Here is an 18,852-nt window from a genome sequence, read left to right as displayed (position 1 = left end):
CGCCTTTTTTATCGGAGTAAATATGATAAGCCCTCTTATTGATGGAATCCGTCTCATTGCGACAAGCTACTGTATCAGCATTCCTCACGCCGAATGGACACCACAACATTCATACCTAGTTTGTCGTGCGCTTCTTCAGCGGGGTGTTTTCGGTGGTAAGGCAATGTTGGGAACTCGGCTAACGCGACATAAAGAGGCGGTTAACGATGGTGATCACGGCGTTTTTTCAATATCTCATACGCAGTATGGCTGGTTAGTCCTGGAGGATGGCACCATTCTTGACCCGGTTGGTTGCCTGCAAAATACCGATGACAGTGGTGAGCCACAGTACCGTATTGAGTATGATTCGGCCTGCTATATTGACGGCATCGACCCTATGACCTGCGATCGAAGTGAGTTACCAAAGCACTTCAGTGAAGATGAAATTTATCGAGTTAAGCGCGGCGTAATGCGTGAGATTTGTTCCCGCGCGCTGGGCTATACGTTGCAGGTTGAAGGCTTAACAATGGCAGAGGTGGTGTTTCTTCTGAATCAGCCGCTAAGTGTGTTTGGTGGGCACTCCCGCATGCTCTATGAGCACTTTATGGGGTTGGGTCTGAGTCGTGTGATGCCTATTTCCAAGGTGAATGTCATCAACCCTACCCTGGCGAAAAAGCTATGGGAGGTGTTCTTTGTCGATACTAACGAGAGCGAGCTCACCGCCATTTTGCGTTGAACAAAAAAACCACTCGATATATAGAGTGGTTTTCAGTTCGCTAACTTGACACTTCCAACTTAATAGCTCATCTCCGGCTCGGTCCCGCCTGCCCAACGGCGTTCCCAATGCTCCAGATAAACCTCAGCCACTTCTGGTAAATTATACAACACGATCGCATTTTCACTGTTTCGCTTATTCGCACTATCGCTGTAGTTGAAAGATCCAGTTTCCACCGTTTGCCGGTCAACCACGATGAACTTGTCGTGCATGATGGCATATCGCCCGTTGGTTCGGATTGGGATCTTAGCCAGTCTTACCGTATTCATCGCTGATATAGAGTGCTTGCTCTTATTGCCTTTCTCATCCACCACAATCTTGACATCAATACCACGCTTCTTTGCTGCCACCAGCTCTTTCACGATATCTCTCGATGTAAAGGAATATGCGGCCAGGCGGAGCTCTGACTTTGCCGAGCGGATAGCATTGATGATCGCCTTCTGGGCTGACCCTTCTGGCGAGAAGCCAATTACGATTTGCGTTTGGTGGTTTATCTGCGCGCCTTTCTGTGCGCGTGGAGGGATTTGTTCGCTTTGTTCTTGGCTACTACCCAGACCGTTAAGCAGATCGTCAAATTTAAACGCGAATGCGTTTTGGGCTGATAACGAGAGAGTGAAAGCCAAGGAACTGACCAAAAGCTTTTTCTTGAGATCCATGAGTCACCATTTTAGAAGTTTGTAATTGCACTAACCATTACAACACAGGGAAAACAAGCAACAAAACGTTTAGCCATGCGATTTGTTCACCTTTTTTCTACATGCAGAAAACTCAATAAATCAGATTTTTATCCATTACATCTAACCATTTCCCTTTTTGCATCAAAAAGTCACCTTATTTCTCATGTTTCAAGGTATTTCTGTCAGGCTTTTTTAATGAATCAGGTATTCGGTATCTGTATATTTATCTGCGTTCCCTGCTGAAACCCGTTAAATAGTCAGGTGAACATCCAAAAACTGAAATTTAACTCAAGAAAGGATGTTAACGATGAAAACTATCTCCGCCCGTAACCTGAAATCTGTTCTGGCTGCTTCCGCTGTTCTGGCTCTGGGCGTGACCGCCGTTTACGCGAAAGGTACCGAGCAAACTGGTTTTAGCGAAGTGTGGGCCACAATCACTTCCTACATGCAGGGTTCTCTGGGCCGCGTGCTGGTGGGTCTGATCGTCATCGTCGGCGTTGCTGCTGCGGTTGTTCGCCAGTCCCTGATGACCTTCGCGGTCGCTGTTGGTGCGGCCATCGGCCTGTACTACGCGCCGGATATCATCAACGGCATGATGACTTCCACCAGCGCCGTAACGACCGCCCTGCCAGCTGGCATCTAATTCAGCGGCTACGGCCAGCATCAAGAAAACCCGACTTCGGTCGGGTTTTTGCTTTGTAGCGCAAATTACAGCGAGCTTTGTAGGTCTGCGACAAATGGCTTAATATCACGTTCAAACACTTCAGAAATGACTTCTGATACTGCTTTTACCCTAGCGAGTTCAGCGGCATCTTTATGTACGACTTTCCACACTTCATATTTTTTCTTTCTGGCCTTATCCGGCCATATTCGAATTAACTCAGGATACCGTTGCTCTTGGTAGCATGGCAGTTCCCCTAAAGCCATTCCCGAACGCACAAAGGTTGTGAGTAAGAAGCTTGATGTCAGCCTGGCTACAACCCGCGCATCTCGGCGAGATTCACCTACCATCGTATCAGGTACAGGGCTGCTGAATTTATTGTCGTATAAAGCGATATCATGGTTAGCAAGGTGCTGGCCGAGTTCTGGTGGGCCAAACTTATCAAGGTATGTCTGGGTTGCGTATAGGCCGACATCCCAGCTCCCTAGCCTTTTAGCAATTAGATCTGGTGCCGCAGGTCTTTGGATTCGCACGGCAATTTCAGCTTCACCACGCGACATATCTGCCATCTGTGCGCCAAGTTTCATGGTGACATTAATATTGGGGTAGCGATCTCTCAATATCTTAACTGCTGACATTAGGAATTCGACTGCAAGCCTGTCTGTAGTAGCTATTGATACGTCACCGGAGAATTCACCATTAGATCCTTCACTCAAGCGCAGAAAGGAAACAGAGTTACGCTCCATTTCCTGGGCGATACCTAACACTCTTTCTGCCACTTCAGTAGGAACTAATCCATCTGGCGTGCGGTAAAACAGTTTAGCACCGAGTTGTTTTTCTAAATTTGTTAGCCTTCGACTTACCGTGGTCTGATCCATCGACAAACGAATCGATGCCCCCCTCAAGGAATTGGTTCGAAAAGCAGCAAGGAAAACTTTGACGTCGTCCCATCCCGATAAATACATGCATCCTCCCCATGCAAAATTGCAGCCTAGGATTGTATTTTTGCAATTTACTTTTTTGAAGTAAACAAAAAGGGAGGCGCATTAAAAATGCAACCTCCCTTTTTGGTCTGAAATGCTGGTGATTAGATAATTTGACCAACCCACAAAAAATACCACAAAGAAGCATAGCCAAGCACCCAGGCCCCTACTAAAGCACGAAATCGGCGCTGATATGCACTACGTGTTTTATGCTTGAACATCTGCTGGGCGATGATGCAACCCGGCCAACCACCTAGAAAGGCCAGCGCATCAAGCGTTAATTCCTCTACTCGCGGGCCTCTCTCGATAGCCTGTTGCTTGTCCTTACGATACACGTAAATCGAAATGAGGCTCCAGGCAATCATCCACAGCACCGAGTATGCGTAAAACATCATTTATTCCTCTCATCAATATTCGTGGAGAGATAATCCCGAAGGTTTGTCATCGCAAGCGTAGTGCGATCTTCCACTTCCTCAGCTGTATCAAAGAACTTCGCCAGTTTACGATTGGCCTTTCTTAGTGCTTTTGTTGCTATATCCTGCTGCACCAGAAACGCCTCACTGCGCTGCTCATCCAGACTTTGAATGGTTAGTTCGTTTAACTGCATTGTGGCATCCTGCACGGCCTTTTGCAGTTGCTTTTTCTTTTGTGCCTGCCGGTCAGACTCACGAAGGGCGCGCGTGCTCTTCATATACAGCGTGCGTAACGTTTTAACAAGGCTATCTGGGCTAATGGGCTCGCTATTTAAGGGTTCTTCATCGGGATTCTTCATGCACTTATGGCCTGTTGTTGTGGGGATTTCTAAACCGGTAACCACTACCGAGTTTTACGATAATACCTCCCCAAATTTATCGTCTCTATGAGACACCGAATGAATCCACTAGTCAGCCTTTTTTGTCCCCGATCCGCTCTCCTTTTTTGTGCCAACTCGGTTGTATAAATCGTACCATTTATGTCCATTTCAACCGACAGGAAGGCTCATGGCAGCAACTGACGAGCAACAGAGGATTATCGACTACAAGGCTGAGCCCGGATCGATGGTTTGCGTGCAGGCCTATGCAGGCTCGGGCAAAACATTCACACTAAAGGTCTATGCCGACACGCATAAAGACAAGAAGATGCTTTACTTGGTCTTCAATAAGTCTATCCGTGAAGAGGCGGAGAAAAAATTCCCTAAAAACGTGGAGTGCAAAACCTCTCATGCGCTGGCCGCTGCACGCTTTAAGCATTATCGCCATAAAACAAAGTTGAATATTCAGGTTAAAGAGTACCGCGATCTGATGGAGGAAGAGGATTGGCGCGTGGTCAAACTGGCTATCAATGGCCTTTCACACTTTATGAACTCAGCTGACTATGAAATTAACACGACCCACGTATTAAAAGATCTCGGCAACATTGACAAAATCCCACCTTCACGCGTGGATTCGGCATTGCGCGCAGCGCGTCGGATCTGGAAGCAACAAATCGATCAGGAATCTGACGTGCCTTGCACGAATAACACGTTACTGAAGCTTTATCAGATGTCTAACCCTGCATTGGATTCGGTCTATGACATTATCCTGTTCGATGAAGCTCAGGACGCCAACCCCGTGACACTCGATATTGTGCTCAATAACAAGTGTGCGAAGTTATTTGTCGGCGATAAGCATCAAATGATTAACCGCTGGCGTGGTGCAGAGAATGCGCTGGACGTTGTTGAAGAAAAAGGCGCGTCAGTCCTCAGGCTGACAAAGTCTTTCCGCTTTGGCCCAATGGTTGCAGCTCTTGCCAATGTGGTCTTATCCATGATTGGCGAAACCCACCCACTTGTAGGGTTGGGTAAGCTGGATGAAGTTTGTCAGCCTCATGAAATCGCCGAACATGGCTTCCATGCTGTTATCTCACGAACGTACATGGGAGTCATTTCTTCTGCCTATGAGGCTATCCTGATGGGGAAGCGTGTCATGTGGAATGGTGGTATCGGTAAGTACAATCTGGGGGAGTTGCTTGATCTTCACGCCATGAAAACAAGTAACTATGAAGCTATTAAAAACCCTCGGGTGCTGACAGATTACGGTAACTGGGCCAACTTCCAGGAGATTGCCGAAACGACCAAAGACACGAACATGATGCGGGCTATCAGGTTGATGGAAAACTACGTTGATATCCCCGGCATGGTCGATACGATGCGCCTGAATGAGGCTCGTACCCACAAAGATGCTGATCTTATTATCACCACGGCTCACACATCCAAGGGCATGGAATGGGATAACGTTATCCTCAATGATGATTACCCAAGCATTATTGAAGCTTTGATGATGAAGAAATCGAAACAAAGCATTATTGATGAGATGAACCTGCTTTATGTCGCGATTACCCGCACACAGAGCCGCATCAACATTAATGGCTCAATGATGGAGCTGCTGGAACAATATAACCATAGGCGAGAACGAAACGAATCCATCATTATCGTGTAAAGAAAAGGCCCGTAATGGGCCTTTATTCAATAAGACTAAGGTCTTGATCGGATGATATCTTTTCTGCCTTCACTATTGGTTTTATTAATATCTATCTCTGGGAATTTATTTTTTAAATTCTCTATTAAAGAAGCCAATTCCATTTGCAATGACATTGAAAGCGAGCCAATAACATCCCAAGCCATCTGAGCATCGCTGCTTTCGTACCTTTTTCTCCCTGGAAATATATAATCAAGTCCATTCTGGTGATGATCATAAAAAAACTGACCAGCTTCAACTAATTGACTCCAGTTTTCATAAATATTGTTCAGTATTTTGAAAGTTGTAGTGTCATACAAATAAAATGCACTTGACTTGAATATCGCTCTAAATGATTCCCAGCAGGTTGAGCCATCAAAATACATTATGTTAGGCAATGCCTCAAAATAATAATCAAGTATATTTGTATCGAGATAATTCATTAAACCGGTCAGGGTATTAATATCACTCTGGCGCTTGATTTTTTCTGTTATGGCTGGGTCAGATTCATTAGGGTATGCAGGGTTATTAGAGGTGATCAATTCAATGGCGAATATAAGTAACTTTTCTAGGTTTTTCTTTCCGTCATCTCTATTCGAATTATATAGTGAAACCCTCTGCTTATTGATGTCAAATGGTAGGTCTTTGGGGCCATGCCCTTCGCTACTATTCAACAAAGTAATTATTCGCCCCCAACCTATTTTTGCAACTGCAAAACCCAGTTCAAACATAACGTTAGGATTTGGAAATTCATTTTTAGGTGTCCCATTTTGAGGTATCACTGTCACATCGCTAATCACGATTTGTGATGCCGATATTTTAGCCAATATAGTTGCTAAAATGTCAGGACTTCCTGATGAGTAATCCGTGGCTTGATCCCATTCATATATGAATGTTGATTGTTTTTCATTCAGATGCGTCACTGCTTTTGTTAAAGCATCACGAATATAGAACCTATTTTTGCGTTCGTCATAGCTTGATTGCCAAGAATAGAAAATCTTGACTTTTTCCTTTTCGCCTTCCATTCATTCCACTTATAATTAATGTTTTAATGACTAATTATATCAACATTTAAGACGATTTGAGACGGAAGATTTTAATAACCTTTAGAATAAATCAATGGCTTTTCTGGGATACTCAATGAACATTAAAAAATGCCCGGCGAAACCGGGCATCAACATTTATTTTTTGGCCTGTGCCGGTGCGGGAGCTTTCTCTAAACCACCTTTCACCATTCGCTCAATGACGTCAACGAAGCCTGCGAATGGTCTCGCGCCGACAATGCTTTCACGTTCACCGGTTTTGTTGTCGATCACGATGGTAGTTGGCGTCCCGTTTACGCCGTCTTTGGTACCGGCATCCATATCACGCTTGATGCGCTGGATGATTTTCGGATCCTGCATACAGGTGTCAAACGCTGCTTTATCCAGCTCAAACAATGCAGGGATGCCTGCGCTGTCTTCAAAGCCTTTGCCATTGCCCTGCGTGTGCTCAAACCAGTAGTTGGTCGCACCCCAGAAGCCTTTCGGTCCTTTTTGCTCTGCCACGCACTCTGCTGTCATTGCCGCTTTGGTTGCCATTGGCTCATGAAAAGCCAGGTTGAAGTGACGCCATTCCCAGTTCACCGCGCCATTATTGGCCGTATCGACCAGATATTTCGGCGTCTTATGGAACTGCTTACAGAACGGACATTCCAGGTCTTCATAATTCACCAGCGTGAATCGTGCGTCCGGATTACCGTAGATGTAGCGCCCGTCTTTGTTGACACTGACCTGTTCCCAGCCTTTGTATAGTTCAGCGCGTTTCTCTGCCAGCTTATCTTCCTCCAAACCGGCTAACGCAGCTTGTACCGCCGACTTAACATCACCGTTAGCACCAACGCCACCACCACCGGATTTAGCCAACTGCGCAAAGTGCCCCTCAACACTTGCGGATATGCTTTTGCTAAAGTTTTCGACTTCAACCACCTGCGATTGAAGCGCGTTAAGTTTGGTCTTGATGGCGCTCGTTTGCACGGCAGTGTAAAGACTTGCGCCCATTGACACAGCAATCATCACGCCAATTGCAATTGGCCCAACGACTTGAATTTTATTGACTTGCTTGGACATTATTTTCTTACCCCACTTAAGAATTAATTAGTCACTTAAAATTTGGTGAACTGGTTATCGACATACATCTTGAGTCGATACTGACGCAGTTCTTCCGGTTCGCCACGGGTCAGCACGTCAATTTCATGCTGGCTCAGACGGTAACCTGGTGTAGAGCAATAACGCTCTTTAATTTGCAGGTACTCGCCACGTTTGGCAGTTTGCTTATTGTTCGGCAGCATGAACGAATTTTCATCGCAGAACCTGGGTGACTGAGTAAATGTCCCGCGCGGGCCGTTAGCATAGGCACTGCTGGATACACTGGTCAGTAAAATCTGGGTGTCCAGATCGTGTGCAACATACCGCTTACCCGTTTGGTCATGAACGGCATATGGGCTCACAAGCGTATGCTCATAGCCTGGGTGGCGCAGTGCAGCACCGCCACGTTCAGTGCTGTAGTAAGACTCTGAAAACTCATAGCCTTCAGGGTAAGTCGCCTTGACCACCGTCACCTGCGTTTCATCAACATAGGTGCGTTCAGGGGCCTTTGGTTCATCCGCTGCACACCCGGTCAAGGTGGCTATGACTAAGGTTGCCAACAATGGCAATGCGAAACGTTTACGGGTTTTCATCACTTCTTCTCCGGTTAGAAAGCACAGACATTATCCTTTTTTTTAAAATTGCCAGTTACCGTTTTAGCCGACAAAACGATGGCCTTTTCGTTCCTGCACACCCCCAGTCATGGGTTATCGTACTTGCACTACAACGGAGAGCTTTAAATGCTGAAGATCATCAAAACGCTGTTTGGCAAAAAAAATGAGGAACAGAGCGAGATTAACATCCCCCTGGAGACCCTCGAAGAAATCGACTCTATGCGCGACGGTGTGGATTCAATGGTTGTACGGGGTGACATTTTGCGCTACCCGCCTGCCGAAATTGGTTTTCCAGCACTGATACCGGGAAGCTACATTCTGCGTGAAAAGCAGACCGATATGATCCAGGCCATTAAACGCGAACTGAATATCCGAGATAGCGAATTTGAGCAGCTGATGATGCCGATGCTTGATAGCTTTGCGAACTTCGTGCAGCTGTTCCCTGCATCGGAACACCACCACCACCGAGCGCAGAGTGGACTGATGCGCCATTCTCTTGAAGTATGTTTCCAGAGCATCCGTAAAGCCAAAAACATTGAATTCGATTCGATGGAAATGCCCGTGGTGAAATCCAGCCGCATGTTGGCCTGGCGTCTTGCGATTGCGACAGCGGGCCTTCTGCATGACATTGGCAAGCCGTTTACCGATTACGAAGTCTGGGACAAATCCGGCACCTATCACTGGCCTCCGGGGCGCACCCCGATCCATGAATGGGCAAAAGCCAATAAAATTGAACGTTACTTCCTCGTTTGGAAGAGCTCGCGCCACCAGCAGCACCACTCCAGCACCACCGCCATGATGATGATGATCATGCCGCAAATCCTGCATGAGTTCCTGCTGAGCGAAGGCAACGACATCTATAACGAGCTGACTCGGGCAATGGCCGTGAGTACCGTTCGCCTGGATGCCACTGAAGAAAACGCCCCTGAAATGAAAAACAAGATCCTTAAAATTGTGAAGGAATCTGACGTTATTTCTGTCCGCCACGACCTGCAACGCTACGGCGGTGATGCGGTACGTGCAACGCAATCGGGTGTGCCTGCGGTCCAACGCATCGTAGATGCCATGCGCCACCTACTTAAGAAAGGAGTGTGGCAACCCAACAAACCCGGCAACCCGATTTGGGTCACCACCTATGGCGTGTTTATCGTTTGGGGTACTGCGGTCAAAGACATCACCAACACCGTGAAGAAGTCCGGTGCAGTGATCCCGCAGTCGGCCAACAGTCTGGCTGATCTGATGATGAGCTACAAATTGTGCATTCCGAACGTAAATAAAAACGAAGATACCGCATATTGGCGAATTGCCCCACACATCATGAATGACCGCGATTCGCGTAACAGTAAAGAGCCGAAAGTAGCGCTGAGTTGCCTGCGTCTAATCTCTCCGGACGTTCTGTTTGTGGACACAATGGAGCCGCTGCCTATTTCCTCCCGTATCCGAATTGAGAGCGAATGGCGTGAATTCCAGACCAGTAAAGGGAAAAACATCCCTGTGCTGAAAGAAAGTCGTCCTTTCGTGGGGAATAAAGAGCCGCGTGAAAACAGCATTCCGGCTGACGTCGATCCTGAAATCCTGAAAGGTGGCACTCTGCTGCCGGATGAGAATGACAATCCGCTGGATAATATGTTTGGAGCCTCGAATCCGGTGACCTCTGATAACGCCCACGAGCTACTGCATCACTTGAATCTTCTGTCTGATGCTGACTACGAAAAAGTGAATGCCCGTCAGGACGCGAAAGCCAAAGCACAAGCGGAATTGGCTAATCAAAAACCAGGGGTAGCATTCCAGACTCCAATTGAACAAAGTCAGCCTGTTAAAACCTCTTCGCCCGAAGCAAAAATAGCCAAAGTTGGGCCACAACAACGGAGCCTGAAAGACGTTTTGAGCAAGCAAGATACCTCTGCCGAAATGCCCCCTCCAATCATGTCGGAGCCAGAGTTTGACCGTGAAACCTTATCTTTGTGGGAGACTCTCAAAAACCACGCTGTCGCTGATGGGTATCAAAATGACGAACAGAATCTGGTTGAGAAAAAACCGGCTATCGACCCTATGTCTGATGCAAGAGCAAAAATCCAACGCGTACAGGACGAAGTGGACAATGGGAATTTTACGCCAGTGACCCCGGAAAATGATTTTGGCTACAACAAGAATAACGAGGTGGCATTTGGTACCGAACAACTGACTGCACTGCACCAAGACCAAAGCCCATTGTTCCGCAATGCCTCAGATCTTGCCAAGGACAAACTCGCGTCCTACGTGGCCGCGAATCAGTCTGCCCTTTTCCATGAAAGCGGCCACTGCTGCATCATCCTGGAGAACGGGGTTGAGGACTCACTCTTCGAACCGATGCGGGATGCAGATTGGATCTGGTATCCGTTTATGGAGGCTCCTTGCGAGTATTACACCCATCGTTCGCAAATGTGTTTCTACTTGCGTAAAGAGCTCAATACTGACATCGACCAGCTTTCAGGTCACCGTTATCGTGCCAGCCTAAGTCCGTTTGACCTGACCGACATCAGTGTGGATATGACCGAAGTCTATCGCGCCATTGCCACCAAAGGGGCAAATAAAACTGCGTTCAATGGCGACCCAGTGATCGCCTTGTCCTCGCTGCAAAAACGCCGTATTGCACAAGATCTGAACATCAACGCAAATCAGTTCCAACAGGTACTGATCGATAATTTCGACTACGTGACCCGTACTGGTGTCGATTACATCCTCGTTAACAGCAATATTCAAAATTTCATGGTGAATGATAATGAGTGAGTGGAGTTATAACATGCGCTGGCGTCCCAACTTTGAGGCGCTGGAAATTGCAGGCTGGGGTGTGGGGATTGCTGCCTCACTGGCGGTCAATGCCGCATTCAATATGCCTGCGGTTCCTTGTTATTTGGCTGTTGCGGTACAAGCGGCCTATGCGGCTCGTTCCGTACCTTCCGCATGGGATATTTACAAGCATAAGAGCCGGTTAAAGCGAAAGCCTAACGTTCTGAAAATGGAGTTGGAATCCGTTATTGATGTCATGATGAAATTCCCCGACAGCTACCTGCTGGGGTATGGTTTTGAATGGGGTCAACCTGAAGGTCAGTTAGCCTCCGAACTCATCAAGCGCGACATCAAAAAGTTCGTTAGCAAGGTGCCAGAAAACTTCATGGGTTTGGGTTGGATCCATGCGCTTGGTGAAAAGCAACAATGGATACGAGTCGCTGAAGATCTGCTGTCATTGCATACCCTGGTGACCGGTACAACCGGTTCAGGTAAAACAACATACTATAAGTTACTCATCCTTCAGGCAGCACTGAAGAAACAACCGCTCATTCTCATCGACCCGAAAAACGATGAAGAGTTGGCTGACTGGATGGAAATGTGTCTGCGTTTGGTGAACCGCGAAGATAAATTCAACTACATGTCGCTGGCGCACCCGGAGAAATCCGCGCGCATTTCTCCGATCACCAACTACACTCGTGCAGGTGAAGTAGCTAACCGTATTACATCCGTTATCCAGCGTGCCGATGGCACCAGTGACCCGTTCGTATCGTTCGGTATCATGTCCTTAACCACAGTCGTAGAACTGATGAAAATCTGCGAATTGAAACCCACGCTCAAGAACGTGAAAACCCAGTTGGGGTCGGATGTATCATCTCTGGCTGATCTCATCATCAAATCAGTGACCAAAATTGGCCGTCAGGTGCTCGGTGAAGATGACTTTGACCGTATTTTCGCCATGCGCATGGATCGTTATGCAAACAAAGCGAAGGGGCCAAAGGAAATCGCTGATATTTGCGCCGAAATTTACCGCAACGACATCAAAGCAAACCGCAGCTTCCCAAGCATTGAAGCAGGGCTGGATATGCTCGGCCACCAGCGTGAGCACTTCCAGAAGATGATCCTCAACGTGATGCCTATCCTCAGCCAGCTGACTCAGGGTTTCATGGCTGAATTACTATCCCCGGACAGTGACGATGAATCCCAGTTGAATGACTTCCGCCCTATCTCCAACGTGCGCGACATCATCACAACCGGAGGCATGCTGTACATGGGGCTAGACTCCTTAGCGGATGCAGAAACTGGTTCGGCGGTGGGCTCTATCTTCTTGTCAGACATCACCAGTGTGTCAGCGGACGTGTACAACTTTATGAAACCACGCGGGGATGACCTGGCCCCAGTGATGGTTCTTATCGACGAAGCTGCTGAGGTCATTAACGATCAAGTGATCAAGATGTTGAACAAAACCCGTGGCGCGGGCTTCCGCCTATTTATTTCATCTCAGTCCACCAGCGACTTTGAGGCGCGCCTGGGGTCTGAAGCCAAGATGAAACAAATCGTCACCAACACCAACCACTTTACTGCGTTGCGTACCCCCGATCCTGATGCGCAAGAGGCCGTCATGAAGCGTGTACCAATGACCAAGTTCAAGTATGTCATGCGCGGGCATGGCTCCAGTGCTGGTGCTGACCCTGAAATGATCTCTGGTTCGGTCAGTGAACGCATTATGGAAGAAGAAGGCGAGTTGTTCCCTTCTCCGTTGCTGGGCTGGTTACCAAACCTTGAATTTATGGCAATTAACCAGGCGAACAAAATCGTCAAAGGTAAAGTGCCCATCATTATGTCACCGAAGGGAGATAAGGCCTTCAACCAGGCCAGTAAGAAAGCCCTGAAGTTCCTCAAACTGTACGAGAAGAAAGTTCGGGGTGAGAAGTCGCGTATTCGTGTTGGGGGTAAAAAGTCATGATCAAAATGAAAACCTATTTTTTACGTAAAGAAGATTGCAACGCGTATGACAGCTTAACGCTGGTGTGGCCGTGTGTTGAGCCTATTACGCAATCACTCATCTCCTTACTGCCTAGCACCCTGACTAAGGGGCTGGTGGCCGATGCGGTGCAGTCCTCGGTGATGGCATATAACCAACAGGTTGATTGCCCTCTAAATGACTGGGAACGCCTGGCGGTTTATTTCATTACGTTGGCTAATTTCGTCACCGAGCACCTTGGCGGAAAAATAGGGTTCAACGAGCTGGCAACTACAAGTCAGTTACCCCGCAGGCTGAATAGCGAGCTCATTAATGCGGTGGCGGATAAACTCGCATTAAGGATCTTACATGCTTGACCAATTAACCGAAGAGAAATGGCCCCAGACGATAAAGATGATTATCATCTTCAGTACGGCAATACTGTTCGTCATTTCCATGTTTTTCCCGGCCTCGTATTTTTACGAGAACGTGAAAAAAGAAGTTGCCTGGGGCCAGCGATTGATCGGCGATACGGATTTCACACCAGTGATCTCGGACGTCAACAAAAACTACCGTTCATTCTTTGTAAATACTGGAGTGGATGGCTTCTTGCGTGACTTCTATGAGCTCGATTCATCCGATATGGCAAATCAAGGTGGTCCACTTTTCCTTTTCGCTTCCATCTTCCGAAACATGGCCGAAAACCTGAATTACTGGTTTTATATGATCGTGTATCGATTGACCCTGAATATATACTGGCTTCCGTACATGCTTGTGGTCACACTTCCCTCTCTCTTTGCTGGGATCATGCGCTGGAACGCTAAGCGATACACGTTTGCCTATTCGTCACCGTTTCTTAACCGCCGCAGCATGGTGCTGATTGGTTGGGGGATTTACAGTATTTTGCTGTCACTGTTTGTCCCTCTGCCAGTACCGCCGATGATTGGTGCCCTCATCATGATTGTGATGATCCCAATAGGCAGTTCGTTGCTCATCAGTAACCTTCCAAAACGCATCTAAATTCCTCCCCCGAAAAGCACCGCGTTTTGCGGTGCTTTTCATTATCAGCGCCAAAACCGGAATGGTAAATTATCCCCCGAGGTGAACTATGAATGAACTGAAGCACGTCTATCTGTCCGGACTCTTGTGTATTGCCTTTTCAGTCTGTCTGGGCGCGGGTGTTCTGCTTACTGATAAGTCTGAGCAGATCCACGAGTTGAATACGGTCCTCCACAAGTCCAGCTACTTAACCGACCGGGACAAGATGGACCGTGAAATGGCTGAAGTATTGTTGCCACGGCTACAAGCCCAGCAGGAAGAAATGAAAAAACGCGGGGCAATAAAGAAACCTGACATGGTTTACGTCCCTGAACAATTACAGCAATCCCGAGGTTATTAATGGCTAAGCGTACAGGTTTGAAAAGCGTCATTTATGGCATTCCATTGGCTGTCATGATCGCCACTTCGGGGTTCGTCGCCTACACGTTGGATAAACAAACGCGCCTGCTTAACGACTTGGCCGTTGTCGCTGATATGCAGCGCAATGTCATCAGTAATCGGGGGGATTTGGAAGCAGCGTTCGACCGTTATATTGCGGCCTCTGGGCTAAAAGTCAACGAACAGTCTAAAGGGGCAAATTCGATTGGCTTCAGTACCGGTAAAAAACCGTCTGAGTCTTACGCGCCGTCTACAGATAGTGAGCGTATTTACGGCAATCCTGACGCACAGTTTTACGTCATTGAGTATTCCGATTTTGAATGCCCGTACTGCAAAACCCATTTCCCGCAAATGATGGATCTGGTGGATTCCTCGTCCGGCAATATCGCGATGGTGTTCAAGCACGTTCCGGTACACGGCCAGGCATCACGCACCGAATCTCTCGCCTCTGAATGTGCCGCAGAGCAAGGTGGAAATCCGGCATTTTATAAGATGGCACGGGCTATTTTTGCGGATACCCGCTCCGACGGTCACGGTATGGCAACGCCATTGGACAAATTGGCTGAAAACAATGGGCTGGATGGGCAGCGCATTATTGAGTGCGTTAACGCCGCTCGCCCAAGCGCAAAAATTGCGGAAGATGTGAAAGAGGCCGCGCGACTCAATATTCAACAAACGCCTGCAAACATCGTGGTGTACGGCGATAAATCGGCAATGGTGCAAGGCTCGGTCAACGGGACAGGCCTGATGCAAATGATGGCGCAATTGGCCCAAGGGGGTGAGAAGTAAAAGAGTCCGGGCATTGTGTTAAAGCACCCGAAGGGGTTCGGGTATTTCGATTCATAATTGGGGGTAAGAATGAGTGAGCCAGTCCACATCTCGCATTCTGTCGATGATCCGCCGAAGTTCTTCTTCTGGAGCGTTGATGAAGCGATGCCATTTTTCGTTTTCCTGGGTATCGGGGTCTTTACGGGCCGTATCTTTACGATGTCACTCATCGGCATCGTGATCACTCGGTTCTATGGCAGCTTTCTGCAAAAGGCGTCAGAAAAATACTTTCTGCATCTGTGTTACTGGAAGTTCGGTGTTTCTTTCGGGAAAAGCACCATTGTACCTAACGCATTCGACCGGGAATTTATTGTATGAAGAGCAAAGATTTTAAAAAGGGTTTGCTGAACATGAAAGGCGAAAACACCACGCTGAAACTGGTGTTGGTTGTTTCGATTATCTGCATCGGCATTCTCTCCAGCACATTAATGAACCGTTCACAGATCGTGACCATTGTTCCACCCAACCTGACCGAAACCACTTGGTTAGATGAAAAGACGGCCGGACAGCCTTACATGCAGGCATGGGCTATCTATTTGGCTAACTCTATGGGTAACGCAACACCTGAGTCAGTGGACATGCTGAAGAAATCTATCGGCCCATTCCTGGATGCGGGTATTTACACGCAAGTCATGAAGCGCATTGATGACCAGATTGACCAGATTAAGCGTGATCGTATCAGTCTGAGCTTTACACCGACTCGCGTATACCACGACCCCAAAGCCCCTGGCACCTACTTCGTAGAAGGCAGTCAAGGTCTTGAAGGGATCGCCGGTAACCCTATCGTGAAGCCCGTTACGTTCCAAATGACAATTGATGTGAAAGGTTACCGACCTGTGCTGACCTTTATCAACATCAAGCAAGGTAAAGCCGAATTGCCGAGCGACAAAAAAGGCGACAAATAAATCCAGGGAACACTGTCCCGTAAATTTCGTCACCCGCCTCGTGCGGGTTATAACCACATTGAGCGCTTTTACGATGACGTAAAAGCTAGGTAAACAAAGTGAGCAGCATTAACAAAACCGTCGCGGTAACTTCCTGTGTATTGCGTCTGTCACTGTTCGGGGGAACAAATGTTGAATAGTAAACACGTTAAAATATTGGCGCTGATGATTGCGTCAATCACCGCCGGGCCATCCATTGCGAATGGCCTTGACGTTAATAGCAATACACTGTCAGTCGATAACGGCGTCGTACTCCAGCGTTCTGGGGACTCTGCATCTGAAGAGCCTGTTGTCGTTGCATCGAAAAAAGGTAATCACACAGCAACTGCGGGCGCATCAACCAATGCCAGTTCCAGTGATAATCCTGCCGTAGACGGCATTAACGTCCAACCGGTCCCTAACGCCATTGTTCAGCCTGTCCGATTAACTGATGATGTCATCCCTTCTCGCCAGGATCTGATTGTAGAGCCCGGCGTAAATACCCTGATCCCGATTTCTCTCGGCCAGCTTAACCGTATCGTGACGCCGTTCGAGAGACCAACAGTGCAGCGCTTGCAACTGACTGACGTAAAAGTCAGCGTACAAGGCAATGTGATCTATGTTTCAACGACCTCAACCAATCCGGTCGCACTGTATATCAGCGAAAAAGGTGACGAAAGTGTCGCGCTGTCTTTGTCTCTGGTTCCGCAAAAGATTGCACCAGTACAAGCTTCGTTAATGCTTTCGCGTAAAGTCGGTAATGCTCCGGCCGGAGCGGGGCATGCGCAGTCAGCAGGGGTGATGTACGGCGGTAACGAAGCCAAAGCTCGTAAATGGGAGCAGAAAGACAACTACGTCGAAACGATCCGAAACATTCTTCGGGCTGTTGCGTTGGGCGATATTCCTCCTGGCTATGCAATGGGCAATTTAGGCTCTGGTCATAGCATTCCAAACTGTAACTTCAGCACAGGTACAGCGCAGGACAATATCAAATACAGCTTTGCTGGCGGCCAATATATTCAGGGCAGTCAGTTCAGTGTCATCGTGGGCGTTGCGCAGAATACCGGCGCTTCTACCATCACGGTAGACGAGTCACTTTGCACTCACCCTAACCTCGCCGCGCGCGCACTCTGGAGCCGGAACACGCTCCAGCCGGGCCAAAAGACTGAAGCCTACTTTGTCATTCGCAATCAGTCACAGCAGGCACAGGTTGATGATTATGTACGTCCTAAATTAGCGGAGTAATAAAAAGATGAGTAAATTGAAAGAACGCTGGGACACGCTGGACGCCAAGAAAAAACGTCTTTTTGTGTTGGGGGGTACGTTTGTTGTACTGATCCCAGCTATCCTCCTGCTGATGCCTGAATCGCGCACACCTGCGGCGCGCGGGCCATCAGAGCAAGTTATTTCCAGTGTATTGACTGACACTGACACCCAGGGGGTTAGCCAGAACGCGATCGCTGCTCGCCTGCGCGCTTTAGGGGAAGCGATTGAAAAGCAAAACTCAAACATCACGGATTTGAAAAAATCCATTAACGTTGACGAAATCAACAAGCGCCTGATCGCCATTGAGCAACAACAACGCACCGACCGTATTGAACAAGAAAAGCTGAAAAAACGTGTTGCTGAAGGCTCTACCGTATTGCCTTACTCCAAATCAGTTCGGTCAAAAGACGTCTACAGCGGCGATAATAATGCTAAGCAAGGTGTAGAGAAGTTAACGTCGGACAGTGTTCACGAAAACCTGAATAACGACGGCACGCTCCAACGAGTGTACGAAAACACCCAGCAGCCGAACCCCGCTGATTTTGCTGCGGATAAAGACGCCAAAGGTAAAGACGGTAAGGCGGCACCACAAGCAACGCCGGATATTATCTCTGTGCATGAGGACATAAAAGAGGTCGCTGCCGCTGATCCTGATGATGATCCAGCATTCCAAACCTACCTCCCAGCGACCTCAATCCTGAGTGGTGTCTTCATTTCAGGTATGGATGCACCGACGTCACAGAACGCTCGCAAAGACCCCTACCCAGCGCTTATCCGCATCAAGAAAGACGCCATCCTGCCGAACCGCTTCCGTGCGGACGTGCGTGAGTGTGGCATGTTGGCCGCTGGATTTGGCGAGCTGTCGTCCGAACGCGGCTACTTCCGCTCTGAGGTGATCACCTGCATTCGTGATGATGGTGCTGTATTTGAATCTCCACTCGATGCGTATGCAGTGGGGGAAGATGGTAAGGCTGGTGTACGTGGTCGTCTGGTTACCAAGCAAGGTCAATACCTGGCGAAAGCCTTGACCGCAGGCTTTTTACAGGCTGCGTCATCGTTGTTTAGCGTCCAGAACATTCCGACTATCAACGTTACCCGCGATAACAACAGCGGTAAGAAAAACAACACGCCTTATGAGCAAGTGATGAGCAGCGAAGCCCTTCAAGGTGCTGCTATCGCTGGTGTTGGTGGAGCATTAGAACGCTTGGCCGATTTCTACATGAACATGGCCGGTGATCTGTTCCCTGTTATCGAAATCGATCCGGGTCGCAGTGTCGATTTTATCGTTCAAAAAGGTGTAACGCTGAAATTTACCCGCGTCAAGCCTAATGGCAAAGCAACGCCTACCACTTTCAATTCTAACGGGACTCACTAATT

Annotated in this window: 20 protein-coding genes; 13 read left to right on the top strand and 7 right to left on the bottom strand. The window is 48.1% G+C overall.

Annotated features, from left to right (window positions below; all coding sequences use genetic code 11):
• Positions 1-22 precede the first annotated feature (22 nt).
• Positions 23-715, top strand: coding sequence for a hypothetical protein (locus SJ312_RS15155; RefSeq protein ID WP_052219385.1), 693 nt, complete (start codon positions 23-25; stop codon positions 713-715).
• Positions 716-774: 59 nt separating this feature from the next.
• Here the strand turns inward: SJ312_RS15155 and SJ312_RS15150 are convergent, their stop codons facing one another.
• Positions 775-1,410: a phospholipase D family protein gene (locus SJ312_RS15150; RefSeq protein ID WP_080750914.1), complete on the bottom strand. Its 636-nt coding sequence runs from the start codon at positions 1,408-1,410 to the stop codon at positions 775-777.
• Positions 1,411-1,738: 328 nt separating this feature from the next.
• Here SJ312_RS15150 and traA point away from each other — a divergent pair, with 328 nt between their 5' ends.
• Positions 1,739-2,074 (top strand): TraA family conjugative transfer protein, encoded by a 336-nt coding sequence (traA, locus tag SJ312_RS15145; RefSeq protein ID WP_042847274.1) that lies wholly within the window; start codon positions 1,739-1,741, stop codon positions 2,072-2,074.
• Positions 2,075-2,139: 65 nt separating this feature from the next.
• On the opposite strand, the gene SJ312_RS15140 is transcribed toward traA, so the two are convergent.
• From SJ312_RS15140 to SJ312_RS15130, 3 genes are all read right to left on the bottom strand, one after another.
• Entirely contained in the window at positions 2,140-3,057 is a 918-nt protein-coding gene (locus tag SJ312_RS15140; RefSeq protein WP_042847272.1) for a LysR family transcriptional regulator, read from the bottom strand.
• A gap of 122 nt (positions 3,058-3,179) precedes the next feature.
• Positions 3,180-3,467, bottom strand: coding sequence for a DUF1294 domain-containing protein (locus SJ312_RS15135; protein ID WP_042847271.1), 288 nt, complete (start codon positions 3,465-3,467; stop codon positions 3,180-3,182).
• The gene (locus tag SJ312_RS15130) at positions 3,467-3,847 is read right to left on the bottom strand and encodes a hypothetical protein (protein ID WP_042847269.1); all 381 of its coding nucleotides are present in this window, start codon (positions 3,845-3,847) and stop codon (positions 3,467-3,469) included. The genes SJ312_RS15135 and SJ312_RS15130 overlap by 1 nt, the downstream gene beginning before the upstream one ends.
• A gap of 208 nt (positions 3,848-4,055) precedes the next feature.
• Between SJ312_RS15130 and SJ312_RS15125 the strand changes: the two genes are divergently transcribed.
• Positions 4,056-5,531, top strand: a complete 1,476-nt coding sequence (locus SJ312_RS15125; protein WP_042847267.1) for a 3'-5' exonuclease — start codon at positions 4,056-4,058, stop codon at positions 5,529-5,531.
• Positions 5,532-5,566: 35 nt separating this feature from the next.
• On the opposite strand, the gene SJ312_RS15120 is transcribed toward SJ312_RS15125, so the two are convergent.
• The 3 genes from SJ312_RS15120 to SJ312_RS15110 form a co-directional block, all read right to left on the bottom strand.
• The gene (locus tag SJ312_RS15120) at positions 5,567-6,574 is read right to left on the bottom strand and encodes a hypothetical protein (RefSeq protein WP_052219384.1); all 1,008 of its coding nucleotides are present in this window, start codon (positions 6,572-6,574) and stop codon (positions 5,567-5,569) included.
• 156 nt (positions 6,575-6,730) lie between these two features.
• The gene (locus SJ312_RS15115; protein WP_052219383.1) at positions 6,731-7,657 is read right to left on the bottom strand and encodes a thioredoxin domain-containing protein; all 927 of its coding nucleotides are present in this window, start codon (positions 7,655-7,657) and stop codon (positions 6,731-6,733) included.
• 35 nt (positions 7,658-7,692) lie between these two features.
• Positions 7,693-8,268, bottom strand: a complete 576-nt coding sequence (locus SJ312_RS15110; RefSeq protein ID WP_042847265.1) for a hypothetical protein — start codon at positions 8,266-8,268, stop codon at positions 7,693-7,695.
• 147 nt (positions 8,269-8,415) lie between these two features.
• Here SJ312_RS15110 and mobH point away from each other — a divergent pair, with 147 nt between their 5' ends.
• The 10 genes from mobH (at position 8,416) to SJ312_RS15060 (ending at position 18,850) form a co-directional block, all read left to right on the top strand.
• Complete coding sequence (gene mobH, locus SJ312_RS15105) at positions 8,416-11,058, top strand: MobH family relaxase (protein ID WP_319868061.1); 2,643 nt, start codon at positions 8,416-8,418, stop codon at positions 11,056-11,058.
• 13 nt (positions 11,059-11,071) lie between these two features.
• Positions 11,072-13,024 carry a conjugative transfer system coupling protein TraD gene (gene traD / locus SJ312_RS15100; RefSeq protein WP_226617175.1) on the top strand — a complete coding sequence of 651 codons (1,953 nt, stop codon included), beginning with the start codon at positions 11,072-11,074 and terminating at the stop codon, positions 13,022-13,024.
• On the top strand, positions 13,021-13,398 hold the full coding sequence (locus SJ312_RS15095; RefSeq protein ID WP_052219382.1) for a hypothetical protein: 378 nt from the start codon (positions 13,021-13,023) through the stop codon (positions 13,396-13,398). Before traD ends, SJ312_RS15095 begins: the two co-directional genes overlap by 4 nt.
• Positions 13,391-14,041 (top strand): DUF4400 domain-containing protein, encoded by a 651-nt coding sequence (locus SJ312_RS15090; protein WP_042847258.1) that lies wholly within the window; start codon positions 13,391-13,393, stop codon positions 14,039-14,041. Before SJ312_RS15095 ends, SJ312_RS15090 begins: the two co-directional genes overlap by 8 nt.
• 88 nt (positions 14,042-14,129) lie before the next feature.
• On the top strand, positions 14,130-14,420 hold the full coding sequence (locus tag SJ312_RS15085; protein ID WP_042847256.1) for a hypothetical protein: 291 nt from the start codon (positions 14,130-14,132) through the stop codon (positions 14,418-14,420).
• The gene (locus tag SJ312_RS15080; protein ID WP_042847254.1) at positions 14,420-15,247 is read left to right on the top strand and encodes a DsbA family protein; all 828 of its coding nucleotides are present in this window, start codon (positions 14,420-14,422) and stop codon (positions 15,245-15,247) included. Before SJ312_RS15085 ends, SJ312_RS15080 begins: the two co-directional genes overlap by 1 nt.
• 69 nt (positions 15,248-15,316) lie before the next feature.
• Positions 15,317-15,604, top strand: a complete 288-nt coding sequence (gene traL / locus SJ312_RS15075; RefSeq protein ID WP_042847251.1) for a type IV conjugative transfer system protein TraL — start codon at positions 15,317-15,319, stop codon at positions 15,602-15,604.
• Complete coding sequence (locus SJ312_RS15070) at positions 15,601-16,191, top strand: TraE/TraK family type IV conjugative transfer system protein (protein WP_052219381.1); 591 nt, start codon at positions 15,601-15,603, stop codon at positions 16,189-16,191. Before traL ends, SJ312_RS15070 begins: the two co-directional genes overlap by 4 nt.
• 168 nt (positions 16,192-16,359) lie before the next feature.
• Positions 16,360-17,454, top strand: a complete 1,095-nt coding sequence (locus SJ312_RS15065; protein WP_191901259.1) for a type-F conjugative transfer system secretin TraK — start codon at positions 16,360-16,362, stop codon at positions 17,452-17,454.
• 7 nt (positions 17,455-17,461) lie between these two features.
• Complete coding sequence (locus SJ312_RS15060; protein ID WP_052219380.1) at positions 17,462-18,850, top strand: TrbI/VirB10 family protein; 1,389 nt, start codon at positions 17,462-17,464, stop codon at positions 18,848-18,850.
• Positions 18,851-18,852 lie beyond the last annotated feature (2 nt).

This window comes from Providencia sp. CIM-Carb-044 (assembly GCF_033901115.1).
In the GTDB taxonomy this organism is placed as follows: domain Bacteria; phylum Pseudomonadota; class Gammaproteobacteria; order Enterobacterales; family Enterobacteriaceae; genus Providencia; species Providencia hangzhouensis.
The sequence above is the reverse complement of the archived record's forward strand: the minus strand, read 5'-3'. Positions and strand labels throughout refer to the sequence as shown.

Bases quoted from the DNA above. Each gene is read 5' to 3' on its own strand.
- SJ312_RS15155 (WP_052219385.1), top strand. From the start codon at position 23: ATGATAAGCCCTCTTATTGATGGAATCCGTCTCATTGCGACAAGCTAC.
- SJ312_RS15150 (WP_080750914.1), bottom strand. From the start codon at position 1,410: ATGGATCTCAAGAAAAAGCTTTTGGTCAGTTCCTTGGCTTTCACTCTC.
- traA (WP_042847274.1), top strand. From the start codon at position 1,739: ATGAAAACTATCTCCGCCCGTAACCTGAAATCTGTTCTGGCTGCTTCC.
- SJ312_RS15140 (WP_042847272.1), bottom strand. From the start codon at position 3,057: ATGTATTTATCGGGATGGGACGACGTCAAAGTTTTCCTTGCTGCTTTT.
- SJ312_RS15135 (WP_042847271.1), bottom strand. From the start codon at position 3,467: ATGTTTTACGCATACTCGGTGCTGTGGATGATTGCCTGGAGCCTCATT.
- SJ312_RS15130 (WP_042847269.1), bottom strand. From the start codon at position 3,847: ATGAAGAATCCCGATGAAGAACCCTTAAATAGCGAGCCCATTAGCCCA.
- SJ312_RS15125 (WP_042847267.1), top strand. From the start codon at position 4,056: ATGGCAGCAACTGACGAGCAACAGAGGATTATCGACTACAAGGCTGAG.
- SJ312_RS15120 (WP_052219384.1), bottom strand. From the start codon at position 6,574: ATGGAAGGCGAAAAGGAAAAAGTCAAGATTTTCTATTCTTGGCAATCA.
- SJ312_RS15115 (WP_052219383.1), bottom strand. From the start codon at position 7,657: ATGTCCAAGCAAGTCAATAAAATTCAAGTCGTTGGGCCAATTGCAATT.
- SJ312_RS15110 (WP_042847265.1), bottom strand. From the start codon at position 8,268: ATGAAAACCCGTAAACGTTTCGCATTGCCATTGTTGGCAACCTTAGTC.
- mobH (WP_319868061.1), top strand. From the start codon at position 8,416: ATGCTGAAGATCATCAAAACGCTGTTTGGCAAAAAAAATGAGGAACAG.
- traD (WP_226617175.1), top strand. From the start codon at position 11,072: ATGCGCTGGCGTCCCAACTTTGAGGCGCTGGAAATTGCAGGCTGGGGT.
- SJ312_RS15095 (WP_052219382.1), top strand. From the start codon at position 13,021: ATGATCAAAATGAAAACCTATTTTTTACGTAAAGAAGATTGCAACGCG.
- SJ312_RS15090 (WP_042847258.1), top strand. From the start codon at position 13,391: ATGCTTGACCAATTAACCGAAGAGAAATGGCCCCAGACGATAAAGATG.
- SJ312_RS15085 (WP_042847256.1), top strand. From the start codon at position 14,130: ATGAATGAACTGAAGCACGTCTATCTGTCCGGACTCTTGTGTATTGCC.
- SJ312_RS15080 (WP_042847254.1), top strand. From the start codon at position 14,420: ATGGCTAAGCGTACAGGTTTGAAAAGCGTCATTTATGGCATTCCATTG.
- traL (WP_042847251.1), top strand. From the start codon at position 15,317: ATGAGTGAGCCAGTCCACATCTCGCATTCTGTCGATGATCCGCCGAAG.
- SJ312_RS15070 (WP_052219381.1), top strand. From the start codon at position 15,601: ATGAAGAGCAAAGATTTTAAAAAGGGTTTGCTGAACATGAAAGGCGAA.
- SJ312_RS15065 (WP_191901259.1), top strand. From the start codon at position 16,360: ATGTTGAATAGTAAACACGTTAAAATATTGGCGCTGATGATTGCGTCA.
- SJ312_RS15060 (WP_052219380.1), top strand. From the start codon at position 17,462: ATGAGTAAATTGAAAGAACGCTGGGACACGCTGGACGCCAAGAAAAAA.